Source organism: Bacillus sp. AF23, assembly GCF_020861455.1.
Taxonomy (GTDB): Bacteria; Bacillota; Bacilli; order Bacillales; family Bacillaceae; genus Bacillus; species Bacillus halotolerans.
The window spans coordinates 192,601-216,073 of sequence record NZ_JAJHVY010000030.1; the positions used below are offsets into that span (position 1 = coordinate 192,601).

General features: G+C 45.3%; 26 protein-coding genes, 1 pseudogene and 1 riboswitch. Of the genes and pseudogenes, 10 read left to right on the forward strand and 17 right to left on the reverse strand.

Translation table 11 applies throughout. The features are described 5' to 3' along the window. Window positions 1-75: 75 nt before the first annotated feature. A riboswitch (SAM riboswitch) is annotated at window positions 76-182 on the reverse strand. A 114-nt stretch (window positions 183-296) separates the two neighbouring features. The 9 genes from LNN34_RS16770 to LNN34_RS16810 form a co-directional block, all read right to left on the reverse strand. Continuing rightward, entirely contained in the window at window positions 297-641 is a 345-nt protein-coding gene (locus tag LNN34_RS16770) for an SCP2 sterol-binding domain-containing protein (protein WP_059292598.1), read from the reverse strand. A gap of 107 nt (window positions 642-748) precedes the next feature. Further along, the gene (locus LNN34_RS16775; RefSeq protein WP_059292597.1) at window positions 749-1,069 is read right to left on the reverse strand and encodes a thioredoxin family protein; all 321 of its coding nucleotides are present in this window, start codon (window positions 1,067-1,069) and stop codon (window positions 749-751) included. 11 nt (window positions 1,070-1,080) lie between these two features. Further along, a complete protein-coding gene (locus LNN34_RS16780; protein ID WP_059292702.1) occupies window positions 1,081-1,434 on the reverse strand; it encodes a toprim domain-containing protein in 354 nt (117 codons plus the stop codon). A gap of 77 nt (window positions 1,435-1,511) precedes the next feature. After that, a complete protein-coding gene (locus tag LNN34_RS16785; RefSeq protein ID WP_010331799.1) occupies window positions 1,512-1,748 on the reverse strand; it encodes a YusG family protein in 237 nt (78 codons plus the stop codon). A gap of 55 nt (window positions 1,749-1,803) precedes the next feature. Further along, the gene (gcvH, locus tag LNN34_RS16790; protein ID WP_010331800.1) at window positions 1,804-2,187 is read right to left on the reverse strand and encodes a glycine cleavage system protein GcvH; all 384 of its coding nucleotides are present in this window, start codon (window positions 2,185-2,187) and stop codon (window positions 1,804-1,806) included. Window positions 2,188-2,253: 66 nt separating this feature from the next. Beyond that, the gene (locus tag LNN34_RS16795) at window positions 2,254-2,610 is read right to left on the reverse strand and encodes an arsenate reductase family protein (RefSeq protein ID WP_024122775.1); all 357 of its coding nucleotides are present in this window, start codon (window positions 2,608-2,610) and stop codon (window positions 2,254-2,256) included. Between the two features lie 111 nt (window positions 2,611-2,721). Then, window positions 2,722-4,506, reverse strand: coding sequence for an acyl-CoA dehydrogenase FadE (fadE, locus tag LNN34_RS16800; protein WP_069486950.1), 1,785 nt, complete (start codon window positions 4,504-4,506; stop codon window positions 2,722-2,724). Window positions 4,507-4,520: 14 nt separating this feature from the next. Further along, complete coding sequence (locus tag LNN34_RS16805) at window positions 4,521-5,696, reverse strand: acetyl-CoA C-acetyltransferase (protein WP_229043897.1); 1,176 nt, start codon at window positions 5,694-5,696, stop codon at window positions 4,521-4,523. 10 nt (window positions 5,697-5,706) lie between these two features. Beyond that, window positions 5,707-8,076 carry a 3-hydroxyacyl-CoA dehydrogenase/enoyl-CoA hydratase family protein gene (locus LNN34_RS16810; RefSeq protein ID WP_229043899.1) on the reverse strand — a complete coding sequence of 790 codons (2,370 nt, stop codon included), beginning with the start codon at window positions 8,074-8,076 and terminating at the stop codon, window positions 5,707-5,709. Window positions 8,077-8,251: 175 nt separating this feature from the next. On the opposite strand from LNN34_RS16810, the gene LNN34_RS16815 reads away from it, so the two are divergent. Beyond that, a complete protein-coding gene (locus tag LNN34_RS16815) occupies window positions 8,252-8,398 on the forward strand; it encodes a YuzL family protein (protein ID WP_003240817.1) in 147 nt (48 codons plus the stop codon). Window positions 8,399-8,422: 24 nt separating this feature from the next. Here LNN34_RS16815 and LNN34_RS16820 read toward each other — a convergent pair whose 3' ends face one another. Further along, the gene (locus LNN34_RS16820) at window positions 8,423-9,331 is read right to left on the reverse strand and encodes a proline dehydrogenase family protein (protein ID WP_229043901.1); all 909 of its coding nucleotides are present in this window, start codon (window positions 9,329-9,331) and stop codon (window positions 8,423-8,425) included. A 99-nt stretch (window positions 9,332-9,430) separates the two neighbouring features. Between LNN34_RS16820 and LNN34_RS16825 the strand changes: the two genes are divergently transcribed. From LNN34_RS16825 to mdtP, 4 genes are all read left to right on the forward strand, one after another. Beyond that, the gene (locus tag LNN34_RS16825) at window positions 9,431-9,676 is read left to right on the forward strand and encodes a hypothetical protein (RefSeq protein WP_229043902.1); all 246 of its coding nucleotides are present in this window, start codon (window positions 9,431-9,433) and stop codon (window positions 9,674-9,676) included. A gap of 11 nt (window positions 9,677-9,687) precedes the next feature. Then, window positions 9,688-10,020: a spore coat protein gene (locus LNN34_RS16830; RefSeq protein ID WP_202663819.1), complete on the forward strand. Its 333-nt coding sequence runs from the start codon at window positions 9,688-9,690 to the stop codon at window positions 10,018-10,020. Between the two features lie 173 nt (window positions 10,021-10,193). Continuing rightward, window positions 10,194-10,640 carry a MarR family transcriptional regulator gene (locus LNN34_RS16835; protein WP_095714032.1) on the forward strand — a complete coding sequence of 149 codons (447 nt, stop codon included), beginning with the start codon at window positions 10,194-10,196 and terminating at the stop codon, window positions 10,638-10,640. A gap of 25 nt (window positions 10,641-10,665) precedes the next feature. Continuing rightward, window positions 10,666-12,279 carry a multidrug efflux MFS transporter MdtP gene (gene mdtP / locus LNN34_RS16840; RefSeq protein ID WP_024122781.1) on the forward strand — a complete coding sequence of 538 codons (1,614 nt, stop codon included), beginning with the start codon at window positions 10,666-10,668 and terminating at the stop codon, window positions 12,277-12,279. A gap of 34 nt (window positions 12,280-12,313) precedes the next feature. Here mdtP and LNN34_RS16845 read toward each other — a convergent pair whose 3' ends face one another. Next, on the reverse strand, window positions 12,314-12,697 hold the full coding sequence (locus LNN34_RS16845) for a tautomerase family protein (protein WP_024122782.1): 384 nt from the start codon (window positions 12,695-12,697) through the stop codon (window positions 12,314-12,316). A 19-nt stretch (window positions 12,698-12,716) separates the two neighbouring features. After that, window positions 12,717-13,457 (reverse strand): SDR family NAD(P)-dependent oxidoreductase, encoded by a 741-nt coding sequence (locus LNN34_RS16850; RefSeq protein WP_095714035.1) that lies wholly within the window; start codon window positions 13,455-13,457, stop codon window positions 12,717-12,719. Between the two features lie 142 nt (window positions 13,458-13,599). Here LNN34_RS16850 and LNN34_RS16855 point away from each other — a divergent pair, with 142 nt between their 5' ends. Further along, window positions 13,600-14,466, forward strand: a complete 867-nt coding sequence (locus tag LNN34_RS16855) for a LysR family transcriptional regulator (protein WP_106019531.1) — start codon at window positions 13,600-13,602, stop codon at window positions 14,464-14,466. A 45-nt stretch (window positions 14,467-14,511) separates the two neighbouring features. Here the strand turns inward: LNN34_RS16855 and LNN34_RS16860 are convergent. From LNN34_RS16860 to LNN34_RS16875, 4 genes and pseudogenes are all read right to left on the reverse strand, one after another. After that, window positions 14,512-14,800, reverse strand: a pseudogene (locus LNN34_RS16860) (YusU family protein). Between the two features lie 27 nt (window positions 14,801-14,827). Beyond that, a complete protein-coding gene (locus LNN34_RS16865) occupies window positions 14,828-15,655 on the reverse strand; it encodes an ABC transporter ATP-binding protein (protein WP_095714037.1) in 828 nt (275 codons plus the stop codon). Between the two features lie 214 nt (window positions 15,656-15,869). Further along, on the reverse strand, window positions 15,870-16,307 hold the full coding sequence (locus tag LNN34_RS16870) for a YusW family protein (protein WP_095714038.1): 438 nt from the start codon (window positions 16,305-16,307) through the stop codon (window positions 15,870-15,872). Window positions 16,308-16,415: 108 nt separating this feature from the next. Then, entirely contained in the window at window positions 16,416-18,200 is a 1,785-nt protein-coding gene (locus LNN34_RS16875) for a M3 family oligoendopeptidase (protein WP_103671343.1), read from the reverse strand. Between the two features lie 134 nt (window positions 18,201-18,334). Here LNN34_RS16875 and LNN34_RS16880 point away from each other — a divergent pair, with 134 nt between their 5' ends. Continuing rightward, window positions 18,335-19,189, forward strand: coding sequence for an oxidoreductase (locus LNN34_RS16880; protein ID WP_095714040.1), 855 nt, complete (start codon window positions 18,335-18,337; stop codon window positions 19,187-19,189). A gap of 77 nt (window positions 19,190-19,266) precedes the next feature. Continuing rightward, window positions 19,267-19,728, forward strand: coding sequence for a Dps family protein (gene mrgA / locus LNN34_RS16885; RefSeq protein WP_024122790.1), 462 nt, complete (start codon window positions 19,267-19,269; stop codon window positions 19,726-19,728). A gap of 40 nt (window positions 19,729-19,768) precedes the next feature. Here the strand turns inward: mrgA and LNN34_RS16890 are convergent, their stop codons facing one another. After that, window positions 19,769-21,145: a S1C family serine protease gene (locus tag LNN34_RS16890; RefSeq protein WP_101859974.1), complete on the reverse strand. Its 1,377-nt coding sequence runs from the start codon at window positions 21,143-21,145 to the stop codon at window positions 19,769-19,771. A 275-nt stretch (window positions 21,146-21,420) separates the two neighbouring features. On the opposite strand from LNN34_RS16890, the gene cssR reads away from it, so the two are divergent. After that, window positions 21,421-22,098, forward strand: a complete 678-nt coding sequence (gene cssR, locus LNN34_RS16895; RefSeq protein ID WP_024122792.1) for a secretion stress-responsive two-component system response regulator CssR — start codon at window positions 21,421-21,423, stop codon at window positions 22,096-22,098. Next, window positions 22,095-23,450 (forward strand): secretion stress-responsive two-component system sensor histidine kinase CssS, encoded by a 1,356-nt coding sequence (cssS, locus tag LNN34_RS16900; RefSeq protein ID WP_229043903.1) that lies wholly within the window; start codon window positions 22,095-22,097, stop codon window positions 23,448-23,450. The genes cssR and cssS overlap by 4 nt, the downstream gene beginning before the upstream one ends. Window positions 23,451-23,473: the final 23 nt, after the last annotated feature.

The following is a 23,473-nucleotide window of genomic DNA, read 5'->3' on the forward strand; positions in this document are numbered from 1 at the left end:
ATCTTCCGGTTTTTTCTGCAAAAGAAAAGCCTTTCTGCACACTTGAGCAGAAAGGCTTATATTAAACTCGCCTTTCTCTCATCTTTCAAAGCTGAACGCTTCGTGTGAATTGGCACCATTTCAACAGTGTTGATGGTTGCCGGGCTTCATAGGGCACTTCCCTCCACCTCTCTTGATAAGAGAAATATATAGTCTTTTTCGTCCGGAAATTCTTAATGTAGAATAGCATGGCGAATGATAAAATGTCAATAAAATAAATGATGTCAACTTTTACTATTATAATAATTTACTACTTTTCAATTATTTAGAATCCTCTGAAAAAAACCATTAGTAAGCCACAGAATGGCTTCCAGCTTTAACAGCGCTCTGAATGAACCCTTTACCTTTAGGCTTCCGCTCTGGATCAGGTGCTGAAGGGAAATGTCTCCATGCAAAAGATCAATGATTTCTGTTTGGTTTCCATAAAAGGTCAGGTTGGACGTGTGGGGCGGAGAAATCTTTTTCATTTCCCCTTGTTCGTTTATTGAGACGGTTAAGGCTTCTGTTTCTCCTTGGAAGGTAATGAGCAATGTTGAAGTGTTCAAAAGGGGTTTTAAAAACAGATGCTGGTAATCATCTTCTAAAACTTCCGCTTTCTCCATTTGTACAACCTCCTATTTGTTGGTCATACATACACATTTCTCTCTTCAGCGCAAGAACCCCTTTATAAAACGAACGACAATTTCATTGGAATGCGCCGAGAAAAATGTCATAAATGAGATGCAGAAGATGATTTTTGTTTGATCAGCTCATACAAGTAAGAAACGGAATGAAACGCATACCCACTTTCAATTACTTTTCCGCCCTTAAACAGCAGAAAACAAGGGACGCTTTCAATTTGATATGCTTTAGCAAACGCCGGTGAATAGTTGAGATTATTTTTATAGAAGGCGACAGACGGAAGCATTTCTTCGACGACTGTCAGCATTTTGCTTGCCAGCTGGCAGGTCCCGCAAAACGGAGTATATAAATATAGGAGATACACATCATCAGTAATGTGATCAAGTTCTTGTTCTTGGAGTTCTTTCATGCTATAACACCTCAGGTCTTTCTTTCAAGAAAAATCGTATGGACATTCAGATTTGCGCTCAGCAATACAGATGCTATATGGTGTCTGGGCGCCGCCTCCACTTCCTTATAGGCTCTGTCGATATGTAAATGGAAGGCTTCATTAAATTCCCTTTTCAGCTGTTTTCTCAATTTCTCGCCCGATTCATCGGCATCAACCAAAATATAGACGTCCTTCTCGTAAAGCTCGTCAGCCAATTCCTCCAGCTTCAGCTGGCTGATTGTTCCGTTTGTGCAGATAATGCGCATTGGCTCATTCAGGACGCTTTCAATCTTTTCTTTATCTGATTTCCCTTCAACAATCAAGACTTTTTCCAGCTCGTCCATGTTCATCTGCTTCACCTGCCGCGTCAAATTTGAAACGTTCAGATTGTAAAAGAAGGCAGTGAAATTCACCGCCAACATTAACACCAGCCGCTTTCGTAGTCACAATCCACATATTTCTGATCGTCTCCTGAAACCACGTCGGCTGTCTTATAAAACTTTTCATTTTCATAGGTAAAACCGGACTTAAGCTCATATTCATTCATGCCTGTCATTTGGCCGATCATCTCATCTTCATGATATAACGAGAGCCGGCCATTTTGAAAGCGGCCTGTCACATCATTGGTGACATCGAGCTTTTGTTTGCTGAAAGCCATATTGGACACCTCCCATAGCGTTAGCGTATCCAATTGCCTGCTCAGCTATCCGGTTTTAGTCTTGCTGTGTCATCTCTTCGTATTGCTCTGCTGTCATTAGTTTTTCAATTTCAGACGCGTCAGACGGTTCAACGACGATCATCCATGCTTTTTCATACGGAGATTCGTTAACGAACTCCGGGCTGTCATCAAGATCTTCGTTTACTTCCACTACAGTTCCGTTAATCGGTGCGTAAAGCTCAGATACCGTTTTTACGGATTCTACACTTCCGAAAGGCTCGTCCGCTTTAATTTCAGCGCCGACTTCAGGAAGCTCAACAAACACGATATCTCCGAGCTCGGATTGGGCAAAATGGGTAATGCCGATTTTGGCTTTTTCTCCTTCAACTTTTACCCACTCGTGTTCTTCTGAGTAACGCAAATCTTTAGGTATGCTCAATTGAATCCCTCCATTTTTTACAGCACTACAATAAGAAGATACCACACTTTTCGAAAAAAATTTACATCATGACCAGTTTTCTTCAAATTGATCTTCTTTAAAGCCGACTGTCACTTTTTCGCCGTCTGTTGTGAGCGGGCGCTTGATCAGCATTCCGTCTGAAGCCAGCAGTTCAAGCTGTTCGTCTTCTGACATGTGATACAGTTTTTCCTTCAGATTCAGTTCACGGTATTTCATGCCGCTTGTGTTGAAGAATTTCTTTAAATCCAGCCCGCTTTTTTCATAAAGCGATTTTAGCTCCTCTTTGCTTGGAGGCTGTTCTGCAATATGTATTTCGTTGATTTCTTTTCCATGCTCTTCAAGCCATTTTTTCGCTTTGCGGCACGTTCCGCATTTAGGGTACCAGTAAAAAGTTAACGACATCTTCTTCCCCCTCAATAAAATAATCGAGGTTATTTTAACACAGTTTGTTTTAAAAACCTAAAACAGTGCTTCATAAAAAAAGAGCTCCGGATGAGCGGAGCTCCTTGGGACTCAGACAATATATTTTTCGGCCTCGAACACACCCGCTGCCGCTTCACGTTTTTTCCGAATGACATTTTTAGGCGTCACGCGTGTCAGCTTGCGGAGAGTCGAGAGCATCATGCGGAGAGAATCCCCTTCTTCCATTGCAAGTAAAGATTCTTTCGCATGGGCTTCAATTTCGTTAAAGGCTTCTTGAACGAAAATTTCTGTGTACAGCAGCTTTTGTGCTGCTTTATCGCTTCCTTGCGCGGCAATGGCCTTTTCCGTTCTGAGCACCGCTGATTCCATAGCATATACATTGCTGACAATATCAGCAACGTTTACGAGAATTTCTTGTTCGCGGTCGATCGCTTTTCCGTATTTTTGCGCGGCAAGACCCGCGGCGAACAGGGCGATTTTTTTGGCTTGCTTGACAATATATTTCTCTTGCTCTAATACGCCGGTGCCCGGCTCCTCAGGCATAAGCATCATGAGTTCTTCTTGAAGCGCCTGTGCCTTTTCAAAAAGAGGCAGCTCGCCTTTCATCGCTTTCTTCAGAAACGTGCTTGGCACGATTAACCGGTTAATTTCATTTGTTCCTTCGAAAATTCGGTTGATCCTGGAATCCCGATAGGCTCTTTCCACCTCATATTCCTGCATAAATCCGTAGCCGCCGTGGATTTGCACGCCTTCATCGACAATATAATCAAGCGTTTCAGAGCCAAATACCTTGTTGAGAGAGCATTCAATGGCGTATTCGGCAATGGACTTCGCAATTTGTCTTCCGTCCTTTAGGTCTTCAGCTGTAAACTGGCTCATATTGTCTTCAAACAGCCCGACGGTTCTGTACACAGAGCTTTCCATCGCATACAGTCTTGATGCCATCGTCGCGATTTTTTCCTGGGTCAGCGAAAAGCCTGCGATCGGCGTTTTAAATTGGCGGCGCTGATTTGCGTAAGCTGCAGACAGCTCGATCACCCGTTTTGACGCACCGATCGTTCCTACTGCCAGCTTGTAGCGGCCGATATTTAAAATATTAAAAGCGATGACATGCCCTTTGCCGATTTCTCCAAGAAGGTTTTCCTTCGGCACCTCAGCCTGATCCAATATGAGGGTTCTTGTCGAGGACCCTTTAATTCCCATTTTCTTTTCTTCAGGTCCGGTTGATACGCCCGGAAAATCTTTTTCTACAATAAAAGCGGAAAACTTTTCGCCGTCCACTTTGGCGTAAACGACAAAGACATCGGCAAAAGCTGAGTTGGTGATCCACTGTTTTTCCCCGGTTAATACGTAATGCGTTCCTGCTTCATTCAGCACCGCTGTCGTTTTTGCGCCTAACGCATCAGATCCGGAACCCGGCTCAGTCAGTGCGTACGCAGCGATCTTTTCCCCTGAAGCCAGATCAGGGAGATATTTTTTCTTTTGCTCTTCCGTTCCGAAGAATACGATCGGCAAGGAACCGATGCCGACATGTGCACCGTAAGAAAGTGAAAAGCTTCCCGCACGCGAAAATTTTTCAGTGATCAGCGCCGAGCTGATTTTATCAAGGCCCAGCCCGCCGTATTCCTCGGGCACATCGGCTCCGAGAAGCCCCAGTTCTCCCGCTTTCTTCAAAAGCCGGACGGAATGTTCAAATTGATGGTTCTCAATTTCATCTATATGCGGCAGAACGTCCTGCTCAATGTAATCCTCCGTTGTTTTCGCAATCATTTTATGCTCGTCGGTGAAATCCTCCGGTGTATACATCTGATCATATGTGACATCCTCGATTAAGAAACCGCCGCCTTTTAGTACTTCAGCCGTTTTTTTCGTCATTTGCTTTTCCCCCTTTAGCATAATTCAAATACACCGGCTGCTCCCATCCCGCCGCCGATACACATTGTGACGACACCAAATTGCTCGTTTCTTCGTTTCATTTCGTGAATCAGCGAGAGAGTAAGCTTTGTGCCCGTACAGCCAAGCGGATGTCCGAGTGCGATAGCGCCCCCGTTGACATTCACTTTCTCCTCATCAATCCCCAGCTCCCTGATGACTTGGATGGCTTGTGATGCAAAAGCTTCGTTCAGTTCGAACAGCCCGATGTCCTGCAGTTGAAGCCCGGCTAGCTTCAGTGCGCGCGGAATGGCTTCCACGGGCCCGATGCCCATGACTTCCGGCGGCACCCCGCCAACTGCAAAGGAACGGAATTTGACAAGCGGCGCCAAACCAAGCGCATCCGCTTTTTCGCGATCCATCAGCATGACAGCCGCCGCCCCGTCACTTGTTTGCGAGGAATTTCCGGCAGTGACTGTCCCGTCAACGGAAAAGGCCGGGCGTAAAGTGCTTAAAATGTCTGCGGTCGTTTGCGGGCGGACACCTTCATCCTGAGAAAAAACAGTATGTTTTTCCTGCGGCTTATGATTTTGGCCGATTTCTGTCACCTTGACTTCGACTGGGACAATTTCATCTTTAAATTTCCCCTCTGCAAGGGCTTTGGCAGCTTTCTGGTGGCTGCGCACGGCAAAAGCATCCTGATCTTCACGGGAAACGCCGTATTTTTTCGCAACCTGTTCTGCCGTGTGTCCCATGCTCATGTAATACTCCGGCGCTTTCTCGGCTAATGCGAGGTTCGGACGGGTCACATGCCCCATCATCGGAACCTGTGACATAGATTCCGCTCCGCCTGCAATGGCCGTATCGTAGGCGCCAAGCATAATTTTTTCTGCCGCATATGCGATGGACTGAAGACCTGAGGAACAGTAGCGGTTGACCGTAATCGCCGGCACCGTATATGGCAGACCCGCAAGCGCGCCGATATTTCTCGCCATATTGAGCCCCTGTTCTGCTTCAGGTGTCGCACAGCCAATAATTAAATCGTCAATATTGCCCTCATAGCCGCCTGCTCGTTTCAGCGTTTCTTTCACGCAAATGGCTCCCAAATCATCCGGGCGAACGGTGGCCAATGAACCTTTTTTCGCTTTCCCTACCGGTGTTCTTGCTCCTGCCACAATAACTGCCTCTTTCATAAACTCCCTCCTAGTTCCGTAAAGGTTTGCCTTTCACCAGCATATGCTGCATTCTCGCTTGAGATTTCGCCTCGCCTGCCAGACTTAAAAACGCTTCTCTCTCAATTTCCAATAAATACTCTTCATCCACCTCTGTTCCGAACGGCACTTTTCCGCCGGCAATCACAAAAGCGAGCTTTTTAGCGATTTTCATATCATGCTCAGATAGGTATCCGGACAGCTTCATTTGCTCTGCACCGAGCAGAAGCGCGGCATAACCTGTTTCCCCCGCCACCTTGACCTTTTCTTTTACAGGCGGCCGCCAGCCGGTATCGTATAAAGAGGCGGCTAACTGCTTTGCATCGTACAGGAGGTGATCCTGGTTAGTGCTGATACGGTCAGCCTCTTTTAAAATGTTCAGTTCCCGGGCCTCTTGGGCGGAAGTTGACACCTTAGCCATTGCGATCGTTTCAAATGTTTTCATGGCCGCATTCATCGGATCAAGACCGCGGTGAAGATGATTGATGTACAGCTCTTTATTGCCCCCTCCGCCAGGGATAAGGCCGACTCCTGATTCTACAAGTCCCATATAGGCTTCGCTTGCCGCTTGTATACGTGCAGCAGGGAGACACACTTCCGTCCCTCCGCCGAGCGTCATGCCAAATGGAGCTGCAACAACAGGTTTCGTGCTGTATTTGATGTTCATCATTGTCTCTTGAAAACGCCGTATCACCAAATCAACTTCCATAAAGTTGTCATCCTGTACTTCCATTAAGATCATGGCGAGATTGGCGCCCACACAGAAATTTTTGCCTTGATTGCCGATGACAAGCCCTTTGTAATTCCGCTCTGTTTCTTCCAAAGCTCTGTTGATCATTTGAATGATGTCGAACCCGATGGCATTGCTTTTCGAGTGAAACTCGAGAAGCGCCACATCGTCTCCAAGGTCGATCAGGCTGGCTCCGCTGTTTTTGGCAATGACGCCGTTTGTTTCTTTGACCGATTGTAAATGGATTCGTTTCTTGTTTTCTTTTACTGCTCTGTATTCGCCGCTTTCGTAATAAAGCACTGTTCCGTTTTCTCTGATGTAGAAGGTTTCATTCCCTTTGTCCAGCATATCTTTTATCCAGCCGGGAATCTCCGCTCCTAGATGTTCAAGCTTTTCCGCCGACTGTCTGAGACCGATTGCGTCCCAGATTTCGAATGGCCCCAGTTCCCAGCCGAAACCCCATTTCATGGCTTGGTCAATTGCATGAATATCGTCGGCAATTTCTCCGAGCAGCTGGGCTGAGTAAAGCAGCGTTTGCGACGTGATATTCCACAGCAGCTGGCCAGCCCTGTCTTCCGAATAAATAAGCGCTTTCATTTTGGCTTTTGTCCCTTTAGCTTGCTTTGCCGCTTCAAGAGCCGGTGTTTTCATCTTTGTCCGTTCTCCGTAAGTAAGCGTCATCGGGTCTAGCTCATAAATCGTTTTTCCTTCTTTTTTATAAAAGCCTTGACCGGATTTGCTTCCGATCCAGCCTTTTTGCAGCATGTCATTCATGAAGTCAGGCAGGCGAAACACTTCTTTTTCGTCTCCCTCTGCTTTGTCATATACGTTTCGGGCGACGTGGGCAAACGTATCAAGGCCGACAACATCCAGCGTTCTGAAGGTTGCGCTCTTCGGTCTGCCGATCAGCGGGCCTGTGATGGAGTCGACTTCTCCGACCTGATAGCCGCCTTTCAGCATTTCTTGAACCGTAATGAGAAGTCCGTACGTCCCGATTCGGTTTGCGATAAAATTTGGTGTGTCCTTAGCTGTAACCACACCTTTGCCGAGGACATTTTCACCGAAGGATGTCATAAACGCCAGGATGTCAGGATCAGTTTCCTTAATCGGAATGATCTCCAGCAGCTTTAAATATCGCGCCGGGTTAAAAAAGTGTGTTCCGAGAAAATGAGCTTTAAAATCATCAGACCTGCCTTCAGCCATTGCCTGCACTGAGATGCCGGACGTGTTGCTCGAGACGATGCTGCCCGGTTTCCGATGCTCATCCACGAGAGAGAAAATCTTCTTTTTGACCTTAAGATTTTCCACAACGACCTCAATAATCCAATCAGCTTCCTTCAGCTTCTCAACATCATCTTCTAGATTGCCAGAAGTAATATAAGCGGTATTTTGTGCTGACGTAAGAGGGGCAGGCTTTTGTTTCAGCAGCTTTTTCACCGCAGATCTGCTCAGCCTGCTGCGCACCTCCGGACTTTCCTTCGTCAGCCCCTTTTTCTCCTCTTCCTTTGTTAAATCGTTCGGCACAATATCAAGCAGCAGGACCGGAATTCCGATGTTAGCCAAATGCGCAGCAATACCGGAACCCATAACCCCCGATCCTAAAACGGCTGCTTTTTGAATGTGTTTGTGCATGAGACATCCCCCTTGAACGTTGAATGAATAATCATTCATTTTTTGGTCAAAAAAAATGGAAACCCGTTTCTTCTTTCATCATAAAAGATTTTTGTTTCGACTTCAATAGCTAATTTGTTATTTTTTTGAATGAAGCAAATAGAAGACGGGAAACGTAAACCTGGAGGTGAAGGGAATGGTGCGAGAAAAAAAGAACCCGTCTTCAGCAGCAGTAAGCGCGGCGAGCGTGAAGGGAGATGCCGGTCCGACACAGCATTACGGCGGCGGAAAACGGACAAGCCAAAATCAGCAGTATAAGAAACACAACATGGAACAATCATGACGCAGCTGCTTCTCGCGGCTGCTTTCACTTTTTCAAGATTCCTTTTAACACAAACGCTGCATTGGCGGGCCGTTCGGCGATTCTTCTCATAAAGTAGCTAAACCAGTCGGTTCCATACGGGACATATACACGCATCTTGTACCCTTCCTTCACGAGTTCCTTCTGCCGCTCCGGCCTAATCCCGTAAAGCATTTGAAACTCGAATTGTGATAGCGGGATTTGATGCTCGGCAACTAGTTTCTTCGTAAATGCAATGATGTCATCATCGTGTGTAGCGACGGCAGTATAGTTCCCGCTCAGCAGATGAAGTTTAATCAAGCTCTGAAAGTGAAGGTCTGTTCCTTTTTTATCAGGGAATGCAACGGCCGCAGATTCCTTGTAAGCGCCTTTGACAAGTCTGAGATTCGGCTTCAGATCGTGCAGCTTTCGGATATCTTCTGCAGCCCGGTAAAGATACGCCTGTATCACCGTACCCAGCATGTCAAATTCCTGCTTGCACTGCCTGTAGATGGCAAGCGTCTGTTCATAATGTGAGTAGTCCTCCATATCGATCGTCACAGCCACGTCATTTTCCTTCGCGGCAGATAGAATGTCACGCAAATGTGAAACGGCCAGCTCCTCTGAAATATCGAGCCCCAGTGACGTCAGCTTAAGGGAAAGCCCGGAATCTAACCGATGGTCGGCAATCGCTTGAATCGCCTTCTTGCATTCCTCTGCGACTCGACTCGCTTCTTTTTGTGTAGCCGCATACTCGCCTAAATAATCGATGGTTGTGCACAAACCGGATTGATTCAGCTTTTTAATGGTCCGAACAGCCGATTCAATCGTGTCCCCCGCGACAAATCTCCGCGCCCCCAGCCGTGATCCGTATACTTTGGCAAGCTTGGTGAGCGTTTTATTTTGAGATAAGAATAAAAACATATGTCTCAACATCCAATTCCCTCCTGACGATACAGCCTTCTTCAAAACACCTGTATATAACTCCCATACTGAAGGAAACATAAAACGAATAGAACGCAAAGGAGGATGACAATGAACAATCAGCAGCAATCTCAAATGCCGCCCTCTGTTATTTCGACAAAGGATCATTTGTATCTGAATGACATGCTGAACTGGAATCTGCTCGTAATGAAAAAAGCGCATTTTATGGCGCAGCAGTGCCAAGATCAAGCATTAAAACAAGAACTAGACCGTGTCGGACATATGCATCACGATCACTATCAAAGAATATTAAAGCACCTGCAGCCAGGCCAGCAGCAGTCCGGCTACATCCAATAAGGAGGCGCCAAATGAATCAGCAAAATCAGAAAATCAGCAACCCGCAAACACCTGTGCCGACTACATCAGAAATGAATGACAGAGATGTCGTCAATGAACTTTTGACAACGGAAAAATACATGACCACTGCGTATTGCACTGCTCTGCACGAGTTCAGCCATGAATCTCTCTATCAGGATATTCAATCCATTTTTGATGAGTCACAAAAAGCGCAAAGAAAACTGTATGACCTCATGTTCCAATATGGGTGGTATTCTGTTGAAGCGGAGGATGCCCAGAAGCTGCAGCAGTCCTATCAAAAGTTCCAGCAGACCATTCAGCAGCAGTCTCCTTATCAGCAATAAAGTTCCATCAATCAGATCCGCAAAAAGGGTATGATGTGCTTTACCGGCATCTATCCTTTTTTTGTGTGTAAAATCAGTTGACTTTTTATTAATGCTTATTTATATTTAATAAGCATTAACTATTTCAATACATTAAATATAAACACAGATTATATTAAAGAGGAGAAATGAAGATGAAGAGTGCGGATCAGTTAATGTCTGATATTCAATTATCGCTTCAGGCGCTCTTTCAAAAGATACAGCCTGAAATGCTGGATAGCATGGAGAAACAGGGGGTTACCCCCGCGCAGCTGTTTGTGCTCGCAAGCTTAAAAAAGAATGGCAGCCTTAAAATTTCTGAAATTGCCGAACGGATGGAGGTCAAGCCAAGCGCGGTTACGTTAATGGCAGACCGCCTTGAACAAAAAAATCTGATCGTCAGAAAACACAATACACAAGACAGGCGAGTCATTAATATCAGCCTTACCGATGAAGGAGACAGAAAGTTCGAGGATGTTCTGGCGGGCAGAAAAGCCATAATGGCACGATACCTTTCCTACCTGACGGAAGAGGAACTGCTGCAGGCAGCGCATATGACGAAAAAGCTGGCACAAGCTGCTGCCGAAACCAATGAAACGTAAAATAGGAAAAGAGGAAACGGATGAAATGAGTAATGAAGGAAAACAATCAAAACGGACTTTATTAATAACAGGCTTAATCATTGCCATGTTTTTCTCAGCCCTTGACGGTACCATTGTCGGAACTGCCATGCCGAAAATCGTCGGAGATCTTGGCGGTTTGAGCATGATGACCTGGCTGACTACGGCGTATTTGTTAACATCAACAACGGTCGTGCCGATTGCCGGTAAATTAGCGGACTTATTGGGGCGCCGGATCGTCTATGTATCAGGGTTGCTTATTTTTATGGCTGCTTCAGCTCTGTGCGGAATGGCCAACAATATGACAGAATTGATTATTTTCCGCGGTTTGCAGGGAATTGGCGGAGGTATTATGATGCCGATGGCCATGATTGTCATTGGTGACTTATTTACAGGGAAACAGCGTGCCAAATTCCAAGGGGTCTTTGGAGCCATTTACGGGCTTGCTTCTGTTATCGGGCCGCAAATCGGCGGCTGGATCGTTGATTCATTAAACTGGAAATGGGTTTTTTACATTAACCTTCCTGTTGGAATTATCGCAGTTATTTTTATTGCCAGAGGATTGCAGGGCCGTAAGCAGACCGGTCCGATCAACTTTGATATCGCCGGTATTTTTACAATGATTGTCGGGGTTGTCAGCCTTCTTCTTGCCCTAAGCTTTGGCGGGAAAGATTACGCATGGGGTTCATGGCAGATTCTCGGCTTGTTCGCACTCGCACTGATCGGAATTGTGAGCTTTATTATTGTTGAATCGAAAGCGAAAGAACCGATTCTTCCAATGTATCTATTTAAAAATAGAACATTTACGTTTTTGAACCTGATCGGCTTTTTTATGAGTATCGGAATGTTTGGCGCGATTACGTTTGTTCCTTTCTTTATGCAGGGAATTGTCGGTGTAAGCGCATCTGAATCAGGCACCATTATGACACCGATGATGATCTCAATGATCATCACAAGCATTATCGGCGGCCAGCTTGTTTACAAAATAGGAATTAAACCGCAAATCATAACAGGCATGCTGATTATGGCTGGCGGATTCCTTCTGTTAACCACCTTGGATTTAGACACGAGCAAACTTGTCGCAACATCCTATATGGCCATTATCGGTCTTGGAATGGGTCTTGTTATGCCGATTCTGACGCTGGCTTTACAGGAAAGCTTTTCGAAAGAGGAGCTTGGGGTCGTCACCTCTTCCAGCCAATTCTTCCGTTCTATCGGGGGCACATTCGGCATTACCATGCTGGGCGCTGTAATGAATGCCAGATCCGGAAGCTTGCTGACTGATAAACTGGTTCCATATTTAGACTCGCTCCCAGCACAGGCAAACGCCTTTGCATCTCAATTAAAGGGCATGATTGACACAAATCCGCAAGGGCTGCTGCAATCACTGTTCAGCCCGGACACAATTAAACAAATCCCTGCGGCTTTCTCATCCCATATTATGCCGATATTAAAAACATCGTTGATGGATTCGCTCCACAGCGTGTTTTATACAGGCCTGATCTTTATCGCAGTCGGAGCTGTATTTACCTTATTCTTAAAGCCTATTAAGCTTTCGAATAAGAAAACGGATGAACAAAAGGAAAAATCGGCACAAGCCGTTGAATCCCCTTCTCATTAATAGAGCGCCCCGCGGACATAACCGCGGGGCTTTTTTATTCGATCATCTGGGCCCTTCCGTTTCCGAAGGACCAATCCTCATCCTGGTTTCCGGCCAGTATGATAAACACATCTTCTTTTCTTACACCGAGCTCCGAATGAATCCGGCTTGCCACTGAATGGTAAAACGATTTTTTCTGTTCTGTTGTTCTTGAATCTTTCAATGTAAAATGGATGTAAATCAGTTCATCTGTACGCTCTACCTGTAAATAAGATGGATCATAAAAAAATTCGCTTTTTTGGTATTGCCGGATCACTTGAAAGTAATCATCAGCCGGTACATTGATTTCTTCGATCATAGACTGGTGAATGGCACTGCTCAGTTTTTGAAGCCATTCTTTGCTTCTCCCCGCTCGTAAATGAATCTGTACAAATGGCATCTCTCAGGCGCTCCTTTCTTTACATCGTCTGGCCGCTGTCAATCGTGATGATTTGTCCTGTCAGGGATTCCTGTTCAAGCACGGAACAAATCAGCCGTGCCACATCACTCGCTTCAGCAATTCGCTGCAACAGCAAAGTGCCGCTCATATTTTTCATTTTTTCTTCACGCCCCGCCCACCATCTTGTCGCGACAGCTCCGGGTGCGACACCGCACACTCTGATTTCTGGCGCCAAAGCGTGTGCCAATGATTTTGTCAGGCCGTGCACCGCTGCTTTTGACACAGCGTAAGGCATAGAAGAGCCCGCCCCGGTTGACCCCGCGATACTGCCGATATTAACGATCGCCCCAGCCTTGCTTTTTTTCATGAAAGGAGCCGCTGCTCTCGCGCAAAAAAACATTCCTTTGACATTGACTGCATACAACTCGTCCCATACGTCCTCTGTCGCGGCGTCGAGATCATCCATTGGAATATGCCGTGTAATACTTGCGTTGTTGATTAAAACGTCAATCGTGCCGTATTGCTTTACTATCGCTTGAACCATGTCCTGCACTTCACTGTTTTTGGACACATCGGCTTGGATAGCAACGGCCTGCCCGCCCTCGCTTTTGATGATTTCTGCTGTTTCCTCCGCCTCAGCTTGCGAGCGTGAATAATTCACCGCAACAATCGCTCCGCGTTTCGCTAATTCAATGCATGCTGCTCTTCCTATTCCCGTGCCGCCCCCAGTGACGAGAGCTGTTTTGTTTTTAAGATCCATTGCCGCCACTCCTTGTTGTTTGTATATATTTTGAAATCTAAACTGCTGATTCTATTGTAATGGAGGTTTGGTGTTACGTATAATGATTGTTAAAGATACTCGATATCATTTAGATTGATATCAAAAGAACGGGGGATTCAACATGGAAAGCGGAGATCTGCGTGTGTTTCAAATGGTAGCCCGTGAAGGCACAATTACGAAAGCCGCACTGCTGCTTGGTTACGTGCAATCAAATGTGACGGCCAGAATTCAGCAATTGGAAGCTGAGCTCGGCACCACCCTTTTTTTGCGCCATAATCGAGGCATGACACTATCTTCTAGCGGAAAGCTTCTGCTGGATTATACGGATAAAATTATCGGGCTGCTGGATGAGGCGTCCAAAGCACTCTCTTCCTCAACTGAGCCGAGCGGACAGCTGATGATCGGTTCCACTCAGACAGCCGCCGCAGTCAGGCTACCAAAACTGCTTGCTTCGTATTATGAAGAGTATCCAAACGTACAGCTGTCTTTAACAACAGGGCATACACAATTTTTAATCGATAAAGTTCTTCGGTATGAACTCGATGGAGCGTTTATCGGCTGTGAATGCAATCATCCTGAGCTTCAGTCCTTCCCCGCATTTGAGGAGGAGCCCGTAGTCGTGTCCGCTTCTTCTGTGTCCTGTGCAGAAGAAGCGATCACAAAGCCGATTCTCGTTTACAGCACAGGCTGTTCGTACCGAGATACCCTTGAAAAATGGCTGCACTCCGTCGGCGTCACACAGCCGGTGATTATGGAGTTCGGCACACTTGAAGCGATTATAGGCGGGGTAACGGCGGGCCTTGGCATCTCATTGCTGCCGCGGACTGTTGTACAAAAACACGAGTCTGAAGGTTCGATCCGATTGTACACGCTCCCTGAACCTCTCAGACAGATGAAAACGGAGTTTATTTTCCGGAAGGATTCGTTTATCAGCAGCGCGCTGCGCACCTTTATGGATTCCTTCGCACCAAATGAAACAGCCACATAACAAAAAGCAGTCTGCCGTTCATGAGCGGCAGACTGCTTTTTTAGCCTATTCTTTGTTTCGATGCTCTTCGTTTAACTGTTTGATATGCTGTATGATGTCTTTCATGCCCTGCTTTGCGTCAGGATATGTAGTATTCCAATGCTTAGCGAGCGGAGGCATGCTTTTGACGATATGCGTGTACAAGATCCACTGCTTCACTTCTTCTTTTAATTCATGATTTGACTCCCCAAGGAGCAGCTCGGTATATTTTTCAAGCAATCCATCCAGCTGTTCTTGCAGTTTTTGTTCCATTTATACATCTTCCTTTCAAAAAAACAGCAAGGAGCTTTCTCATTGATGAAAGCTCCTTTAGCCGTGTTATTTATCCATGTGATGTGAAAGCCGCTTCCCGGACAATGCATCTGCCCCGGCCATGAGGAATGCAAAGAGGCGTTCCGAACAGCGGGTCCTGTGTGACCTGACAGTTCATAGAAAACACATTTTGCACCAGATCACAAGTAATGACCTCTTCCGGACGGCCTTCAGCGTAAATCTGTTTATCTTTAATAGCCACAAGGTGATGTGCGTAGCGGCACGCTAAATTCAAATCATGGAGCACCATGACGATCGTCCGCTGTTCCTTCTCATTCAGCTCAAACAGCAAATCAAGAATTTCTATTTGATGCGTCATATCCAAATACGTTGTCGGTTCATCCAGAAGTATAATATCCGTTTCCTGGGCAAGCGTCATCGCAATCCAAGCCCGCTGGCGCTGTCCGCCTGATAAGGAATCGACGGCGCGGTCAGCCATCTCTTCCAGCTTTGTGGCTTTAAGCGCTCTCTCAACAGCTGCCTCATCCTCTTTTGACCACTGTTTCAGCCAGTTTTGATAAGGATATCTTCCCTGCTTTACAAGCTGATGCACCGTCAGTCCCTCCGGAGCAGAAGGCCCCTGCGGCAAGATGGCAAGCTCCTTTGCGACTTCCTTTGTCGGAAGCTTGGCGATCGCTCTTCCTTCCAATAGCACAGAACCGCCTCTCGGCTTCATCAGCCGCGCCAACGAACGTAAAAGTGTCGATTTTCCGCAGCCGTTGCTGCCGATAAATACGGTAATTTCACCTTTTGGAATCGTTAAATTCAGTTCATCAATAATAACGGCATCCCCGTACCCTAAGCTCAGCGTTTCTGTAGAAATTGCACTCATACCCATAACCGCTCCTTTTTGCTGGCTTTTTAGCAGCTCTATGTATCGCACGTTTTATATAGACATGCATGTAAGTAAATTGTCATCAATGCAAGTGATACAATATTCAGTCTCTGATATGGTCATATACCCTCATTGTAGCAGAAAACAGTGACTTTGAAAATCATTTTCAATTAGTTTTCTGGTCAAAAATGGCGGTTATGGGTTTTTCAGCACATGATTATTTTTTAATTTCTCTGACAGCGCCGTTCTTAAGCTTCAGTTTTAAGTCGATATGATCATAGTGGCTGTCAAGGTTAAAAGCCGCCAGCACACTGTGAATCACTTCCTTTTCAGCCATTTGATCTGTCACGGATAGCTCGCTCAGAATCATTTTCATCTCATCCAGCGCTTCTTCTCCCTCTTGATTGATGCCTGAGAGCTTATCTTGTATTTCTGCTGTTTCATGAGTTCCGTTTTTTTCGTATATCCCTTCATAGCGATTATGCTCACCGTCACCATAGCTGACGCGAAGCGAGAAATTGCTGTAAGGAACAGATTTCATATGAGTAACTGCCGTATTTTCTCCTTCTGCTTGCTGCTGTTCTTCATTGAGACGGCAGCCCGCAATCAGAACAACTGCGAGACAAACGGCCCCCGCCGCTCTGATCAAATGCATAATGGTTCCCCCCTGTAGAATTCCATTTCTTTTAGGTATGTCCAAGGGATGGAATCCTCATTCAGAGAAAAGAGCAGAAAAAGCCGGGCTTCAGCGCCCGGCTTTCCTTTATGATTCAGTCATTTGCAAAAAGGCTTCGGCGTCCTGCACTGCCAGCTTGATGGCATTTTCCCAAAAGTCTCTCTTCGTGATGTCTGCGCCTAAATGCTTCATCGCTAAATCTTCTACGGTCATGGATGCCGTATCACGCAATAGCGCTATATATTTCTCTTCAAACGTGTTTTTTTCTTCAAGCGCCAGAGCGTAAATACCGAGAGAAAACAGATAGCCGAACGTATAAGGGTAATTATAAAACGGCACTCTCGTAATATGAAAGTGGAGCTTTGACGCCCAGAATAGCGGATGATACTCGCCTAAAGCGCCACAGAACGCTTCTTTTTGCGCTTCTTCCATCATCTCGTTTAAACGGTCCGCCGGCACAATTCCCCGCTTTCGTTCCTCGTAAAATCTCGTTTCAAATAAAAACCTCGCATGGATATTCATAAAGAAAGCAACGCTTCTTTGCACTTTATCCTCCAGAAGCACAAGCTTTTCTTCCTTTGTTTCCGCCTGATTGACAGTCGCGTCTGCCACAATCATTTCCGCAAAAGTTGAGGCAGTTTCCGCTACGTTCATGGCGTAGGATCGATTTAACGGCCTTACATTGAGCATCGATTCCTGATGAAAGGCATGCCCGAGTTCATGGGCAAGCGTTGAAACGTTCGAGGCACTGCCGGAAAACGTCATGAAGATACGGGATTCCCCGCTGTCCGGAAAGCTCGTGCAAAAGCCGCCGACTCTTTTTCCGCTTCTGTCCTCGGCTTCAATCCAGCGGTCACGGAACGCCTTTTCTGTAAAAGCGGACAACTTTCGGCCGAACGTGGAAAATTGGCTGACAATTAAGTTTGCGGCTTCATCGTATGAATATTCCTTCCCGGCAGACCCAATCGGTGCCTCAACGTCATACCAATTGAGCTTTTCGAGTCCAAGCATGGATGCTTTCCGGTTGAGAAACTGAACGAACGGCTGCTTATTTTCAGTAATGACCTGCCACATCGTATCCAGCGTTTCTTTTTTCATCCGGTTGATTTGCAGCGGCTCCTTCAGAACGTCCTCCCATCCTCTCGCTTTGTAGGTTTCCAGCCGGAACCCCGCCAAATGATTCAGCGTGCTGCTGAAAATATCCTGTTCCCGCTCCCAAGCTTGATTGGTGCGTTCAAAAACGGTTTTTCTGACATCACGGTCCTGAGAAGACATCATGTTTTCCGCCTGTCCGACAGATAATTGTTTTTCCTCAAACGGAATGGTCATTTTTCCGACAACGATATGATATAAATCATCCCAGGCATGATAACCGTCAACCGCAAGGCTTCCAATCAGTTTTTCTTTGTCTGGGCTGAGCTTTTCCGCAACCCGTTCTCTTCTTTCATTTAATATGTATGATACCTCTCGCAGTCCAGGTGTTTTGAGCAATTCTTCCCACACGCCTTGATCAATTTCCACAAGTTTATGATCCAATGTGACAAGGGAGGATTGAAAATCTGCGACTAGCTGATGCATGAATGATTTATGTTCATTCGCTTTCTGATCGCTAATGTTCTGTGCCTGAAGACAAGAGACAAAAGCACCGGCCTGCTGCAGCTTTACCGAATTTTGTTCAAATGCATCAAGCAATGCGGTCAGCCTTCCAGCATCATCAGATGTTTCTGGCGCCTCAAATGCATCTGCCATGTCTTGAAATGCACGCAGGCTTTGTGACAGCTTTTCAATATATCCCTTGAATTCTTCTGACTGGCTCCCGCCTTTAAAAAACGAGTCCAGATCCCATGTTTTGTTTACCCCTTGCAATCCCATGACTCAAAACCCCTTTCCTTATTTGATTTTATTATAGAACAATTCTGAATTATTGTATAAAATTTTCTTTTATAGCGTCATTCTCTGTGCATCATTGTACAATAGCTGTAGCGCCGAACAGGAGGATATGGAAAATGAATAAAAAAATAGCTATCGTAACAGGAGCGTCTAGCGGTTTCGGTCTGCTGGCAGCAGTCAAACTGGCTCAGTCATTTTTCGTCATTGCCACAGCAAGGCAGCCCGAGAAAGCGGAACAGCTGCGCGGTTTAGCAGCAAAACATCATGTAGCTGACTCCATTCACATCACCGCTCTCGATGTCACTGATGAACACTCGATCGAAGCCTTTGGAAAAACCATAAGTGCGTATGCCCCAATTGATTTACTCGTCAACAATGCGGGGACAGCTTACGGAGGATTTATCGAGGATGTGCCGATGGAGCATTTCAGAAAGCAATTTGAAACGAACGTTTTCGGATTAATCAATGTCACAAAAACCGTCCTTCCTTACATACGAAAGCATAGCGGGGCAAAGATTATAAACGTAAGCAGTATCAGCGGTTTAACCGGATTTCCCGCATTGTCGCCTTACGCCTCTTCCAAGTATGCATTGGAGGGGTTTTCAGAAAGCCTGCGTCTGGAGCTGCTTCCTTTCGGCATTGAAACCGCTCTGATCGAGCCAGGCTCATACAAAACATCGATCTGGTCAACATCGTTATCGAATCACATGACTGTGCCGGCTGACGATTCAGCTTATCATCAATACTATAAAAAGATCTTTTCTTATGTTGAAAAAAATGCCGATGAAAGCGGAGATCCCCAAGAGGTTGCCGACCTCATTTATCAATTAGCGATGAAACAGCGTTTAAAGAAATTGCGTTATCCGATCGGAAAAGGCGTCAAGCTCACCCTGTTATTCCGAGCGCTTTTTCCTTGGTCCGCATGGGAGTCTATCCTGAAGAAAAAACTATTCAGTCGATCTAAATTATAATTATTATAATTTAGTATTGATTTTTAATTAATACGTGGTATAATTAAATTAACAGATCACAAGGAGGACGTAAGATTATGAAAACCGAAAACGCAAAAACAAACCTGACATTAGTTGAGAATTCAATGAACACCCAATTATCAAACTGGTTTCTTCTATACTCCAAGCTGCACCGTTTTCATTGGTATGTAAAAGGACCTCACTTCTTTACATTGCATGAAAAATTTGAAGAACTGTATGACCACGCGGCGGAAACTGTGGATACGATTGCTGAGCGCCTGCTGGCTATCGGAGGACAGCCTGTTGCCACTTTGAAAGAATACACTGAGCAAGCATCTATCACAGACGGCGGAAACGAAACGTCAGCTTCAGAAATGGTCCAAGCTTTGGTGAACGACTACAAACAAATCAGCAGCGAGTCTAAATTCGTCATCGGCCTTGCGGAAGAAAATCAAGACAATGCGACAGCAGACTTGTTTGTCGGATTAATCGATGAAGTCGAAAAACAAGTGTGGATGCTTTCCTCTTATTTAGGCTAAAAAAAAGCTGAACCCTCTTCGGGTTCAGCTTTTTTGCTATTTAGCTGCCAAGGCTTTCTGTCTGCTTGGTCAGTGTCACGTTCAGGTTTTTCGTTTTTCCGTTTCGTATCACTTGAATTGTTGTTTTATCTCCGACTTTTAAATCTTTATATAGGATTTGACGGATATCCGCACTGCTTTGGATATCTTTGCCGTTTAATTTGACAATCACATCCTCAGATTTCATTCCTGCTTTAGCCGCCGGTGAATTGGATTGAACTTCTTTGACGTAGACACCTTTGCTCAATTGATCGCCAAACAGGCCGAGTGTGTTTTCCTGGTACGTTTCAGGAACTTGTGACATATCAATCATTTGCACGCCTAAGAATGGACGTTCCACTTTTCCGTTTTCAAGAAGCTGGTCAACAATTGGCTCTACATCGTTGCTTGGAATCGCAAAACCGAGTGACTCAACCCCGTTTTCACTTACTTTCAAACTGTTGATACCGATCACTTGGCCGTTTGAATTGATTAACGGGCCGCCGCTGTTCCCCGGATTGATTGCCGCGTCTGTTTGCAGCACATTCATCTCAACCGTACCTTGAGTCGTATCGACATCAATCGTCCGGTTAAGTCCGCTGATGATCCCTTGTGTCACTGTTCCTGAGAACTGCTGGCCGAGCGGATTACCGATGGCGATGACTTTTTCACCTGTGCGCAGCTGCGAAGAATCACCGAAACTCGCCACTTTTTTGACGTTCTTGCCGCTGATTTCCAAAACAGCCAAATCTGTAATTGTATCGCTTCCCACAAGCTTGGCTGTCTCCGTTTTACCATTGTACAGAGTAACAGTCAGCTTATTCGCTCCTTCCACCACGTGGTTGTTTGTAATGATATATGCTTTGTTATTGTCTTTTTTGAAAATGACCCCTGACCCCGTTCCGCTTTCACTTTCAGAGCCGGAGCTGCCTTCTGTGCCGAATGTGTTATTTTGAGAGGTTTGGATATTTGAGATTCCGACAATTGTCGGCTCTAAGTCCTCTACCATATCAGCCACGTTGGTCGCGTTTGTCACAGGTGTCGTTGTAAAGTTGTCTGATTGCACCTGTTTATTTGCGGAAGCCGTCTCGGTCGTCTGATTATGGTCAGACGGCAAATAAGGCGCGATGCCAAGCATCAGTCCGCCGCCGATGATCCCGCCTAAAATCGGGCTCAGCCATGCGGCTCTCCGCTTCTTTTCTTTTTTTACAGCTGTTTCTTTCTTCTCCATTTCTAAAGCGGAAGCCGTTTCTTTTCGTCCCGCTTCATCAGAATGAAGCGGATCAAGCAATTCTTGTTCAGGATGCTCAATCAGCTTCCGGTTTTCTGTATTCATTTTTTCTGTATGTGAAGGTTCTGTGTGTTGTTCTCCGTTCTGGTCATCACGTCTGTAATCCATATGCATACACTCCTTATTCGGTTTTCGTTTATCGTTACATATTCATCGCATGTACAAGTTCAATTGTCCCAATAATGAGGAGAAAAGCAAAGCACCAAAATAGAATATGTTTGATCATCCTACATCTTCCCCGCTCTTTTCTTTTCCTTTCTTCCCTTATACACATCATAAACAAACATTGTGGGATAAAAATGAAAAGAATATGTGAAATTATGAAAATTGCCTGCCGTATGTTAAAACTAGTTTATAATGACGTTGAAAGGATGTGAAGAGCCTTGTCATATACCATTTATCTAGTTGAGGATGAGGATAATCTGAATGAATTGCTGACGAAGTATTTAGAGAATGAGGGCTGGAACATTACATCTTTTACGAAAGGCGAAGACGCCAGAAAAAAAATGACGCCGTCTCCCCACCTGTGGATTCTCGATATCATGCTGCCGGATACTGACGGCTATACATTAATAAAAGAAATCAAAGAGAAAGACCCTGACGTGCCGGTCATTTTTATTTCCGCACGAGACGCCGATATTGACAGAGTGCTTGGGTTAGAGCTTGGAAGCAATGACTATATTTCAAAACCATTTCTCCCGCGGGAACTGATTATACGTGTGCAAAAACTATTGCAGCTTGTCTATAAGGAAGCGCCGGCCGCACAAAAAAACGAAACCGTCGTCTCCTCCTATCGGGTCGCGGAAGACGCCCGTGAGGTCTATGATGAAAACGGCAATTTGATTAATTTAACGTCGAAGGAATTTGATCTCCTCCTCTTATTTATCCATCATAAAGGACATCCATATTCCCGTGAGGATATTCTCGTCAAGGTATGGGGACATGATTACTTTGGAACTGACCGCGTTGTTGATGATCTTGTCCGGAGGCTGCGTAAAAAGATGCCTGAACTCAAAGTGGAGACCATTTACGGGTTTGGCTACAGGATGATGACATCATGAAAAACAAGCCGCTCTCGTTTCAAATATGGGTTGTTATCTCCGGCATCCTGTTAGCCATATCGATTTTATTGCTTGTTTTATTTTCAAACACGCTGCGTGATTTTTTCACCAATGAAACGTACACCACCATTGAAAATGAACAGCATGTTCTGACTGAGTACCGCCTGCCTGGTTCTATCGAAAGGCGCTATTACAGCGAGGAAGCCACGGCGCCGACGACCGTGCGCTCTGTACAGCACGTGCTTCTGCCCGAAAATGAAGCGGCTTCGTCAGACAAGGATTTACGAATCCTGTCGTCTGATTTTATCCATAAGGTATACCAGCTGGCTGATAAACAGGAAGCCAAAAAGAAACGATACAGCGCTGAAATTAATGGCGAAAAAGTGTTTTTTGTCATTAAGAAGGGACTTTCCGTCAACGGGCAATCCGCCATGATGCTGTCCTATGCACTTGATTCTTATCGGGACGATCTGGCCTTCACCCTGTTCAAACAGCTGCTGTTTATTATAGCGGTTGTCATTTTATTAAGCTGGATTCCGGCGATTTGGCTTGCGAAATATTTATCTAGGCCTCTCGTTTCGTTTGAAAAGCACGTCAAACGGATTTCAGAACAGGATTGGGATGATCCTGTCATAGTGGATCGGAAAGATGAAATCGGCAAATTGGGCCATACCATCGAAGAGATGCGCCAAAAGCTCGTGCAAAAGGATGAAACAGAAAGAACCCTTTTACAAAATATTTCTCATGATTTAAAAACACCGGTTATGGTGATCAGGGGATATACCCAATCCATTAAAGATGGGATTTTTCCTAAAGGAGATCTTGAAAATACAGTAGATGTCATTGAAGGCGAAGCCCTTAAGCTGGAGAAAAAAATAAAAGATTTATTATATTTAACAAAGCTCGATTACTTATCTAAGCAAAAAGTACAACATGAAACATTCAGTATTATGGAAGTGACAGAAGAAGTCATTGATAGACTGAAATGGGCGCGAAAAGAATTATCATGGGGAATTGATGTAGATGAAGACATTCTCATGCCGGGTGATCCCGAGCAATGGAACAAGCTTCTGGAGAACATACTGGAAAATCAAATCCGCTATGCCGCAACAAAAATTGAAATCATCATGAAACAAGATGATCGGAATATCTTTATCACCATTAAAAATGACGGACCGCATATTGAAGATGAGATGCTTTCCAGCCTCTATGAGCCTTTTAATAAAGGGAAGAAAGGCGAATTCGGCATTGGTCTCAGCATCGTAAAACGTATTTTAACTCTTCATAAGGCGTCTATCTCAATTGAAAATGACAAAACGGGTGTAACATACCGCATAGCAGTGCCAAAATAGACTGTAGATGTTTTTGCAGTCTA

Bases quoted from the DNA above. Each gene is read 5' to 3' on its own strand.
- mdtP (WP_024122781.1), top strand. From the start codon at position 10,666: ATGAGTAATGAAGGAAAACAATCAAAACGGACTTTATTAATAACAGGC.
- LNN34_RS16865 (WP_095714037.1), bottom strand. From the start codon at position 15,655: ATGGGTATGAGTGCAATTTCTACAGAAACGCTGAGCTTAGGGTACGGG.
- LNN34_RS16870 (WP_095714038.1), bottom strand. From the start codon at position 16,307: ATGCATTTGATCAGAGCGGCGGGGGCCGTTTGTCTCGCAGTTGTTCTG.
- LNN34_RS16785 (WP_010331799.1), bottom strand. From the start codon at position 1,748: ATGGCTTTCAGCAAACAAAAGCTCGATGTCACCAATGATGTGACAGGC.
- LNN34_RS16810 (WP_229043899.1), bottom strand. From the start codon at position 8,076: ATGCACAAACACATTCAAAAAGCAGCCGTTTTAGGATCGGGGGTTATG.
- cssS (WP_229043903.1), top strand. From the start codon at position 22,095: ATGAAAAACAAGCCGCTCTCGTTTCAAATATGGGTTGTTATCTCCGGC.
- LNN34_RS16850 (WP_095714035.1), bottom strand. From the start codon at position 13,457: ATGGATCTTAAAAACAAAACAGCTCTCGTCACTGGGGGCGGCACGGGA.
- LNN34_RS16770 (WP_059292598.1), bottom strand. From the start codon at position 641: ATGGAGAAAGCGGAAGTTTTAGAAGATGATTACCAGCATCTGTTTTTA.
- LNN34_RS16875 (WP_103671343.1), bottom strand. From the start codon at position 18,200: ATGGGATTGCAAGGGGTAAACAAAACATGGGATCTGGACTCGTTTTTT.
- LNN34_RS16830 (WP_202663819.1), top strand. From the start codon at position 9,688: ATGAATCAGCAAAATCAGAAAATCAGCAACCCGCAAACACCTGTGCCG.
- LNN34_RS16780 (WP_059292702.1), bottom strand. From the start codon at position 1,434: ATGGACGAGCTGGAAAAAGTCTTGATTGTTGAAGGGAAATCAGATAAA.
- LNN34_RS16880 (WP_095714040.1), top strand. From the start codon at position 18,335: ATGAATAAAAAAATAGCTATCGTAACAGGAGCGTCTAGCGGTTTCGGT.
- fadE (WP_069486950.1), bottom strand. From the start codon at position 4,506: ATGACGAAAAAAACGGCTGAAGTACTAAAAGGCGGCGGTTTCTTAATC.
- LNN34_RS16820 (WP_229043901.1), bottom strand. From the start codon at position 9,331: ATGTTGAGACATATGTTTTTATTCTTATCTCAAAATAAAACGCTCACC.
- LNN34_RS16855 (WP_106019531.1), top strand. From the start codon at position 13,600: ATGGAAAGCGGAGATCTGCGTGTGTTTCAAATGGTAGCCCGTGAAGGC.
- LNN34_RS16825 (WP_229043902.1), top strand. From the start codon at position 9,431: ATGAACAATCAGCAGCAATCTCAAATGCCGCCCTCTGTTATTTCGACA.
- LNN34_RS16845 (WP_024122782.1), bottom strand. From the start codon at position 12,697: ATGCCATTTGTACAGATTCATTTACGAGCGGGGAGAAGCAAAGAATGG.
- LNN34_RS16890 (WP_101859974.1), bottom strand. From the start codon at position 21,145: ATGGATTACAGACGTGATGACCAGAACGGAGAACAACACACAGAACCT.
- LNN34_RS16835 (WP_095714032.1), top strand. From the start codon at position 10,194: ATGAAGAGTGCGGATCAGTTAATGTCTGATATTCAATTATCGCTTCAG.
- mrgA (WP_024122790.1), top strand. From the start codon at position 19,267: ATGAAAACCGAAAACGCAAAAACAAACCTGACATTAGTTGAGAATTCA.
- LNN34_RS16815 (WP_003240817.1), top strand. From the start codon at position 8,252: ATGGTGCGAGAAAAAAAGAACCCGTCTTCAGCAGCAGTAAGCGCGGCG.
- LNN34_RS16775 (WP_059292597.1), bottom strand. From the start codon at position 1,069: ATGAAAGAACTCCAAGAACAAGAACTTGATCACATTACTGATGATGTG.
- LNN34_RS16795 (WP_024122775.1), bottom strand. From the start codon at position 2,610: ATGTCGTTAACTTTTTACTGGTACCCTAAATGCGGAACGTGCCGCAAA.
- LNN34_RS16805 (WP_229043897.1), bottom strand. From the start codon at position 5,696: ATGAAAGAGGCAGTTATTGTGGCAGGAGCAAGAACACCGGTAGGGAAA.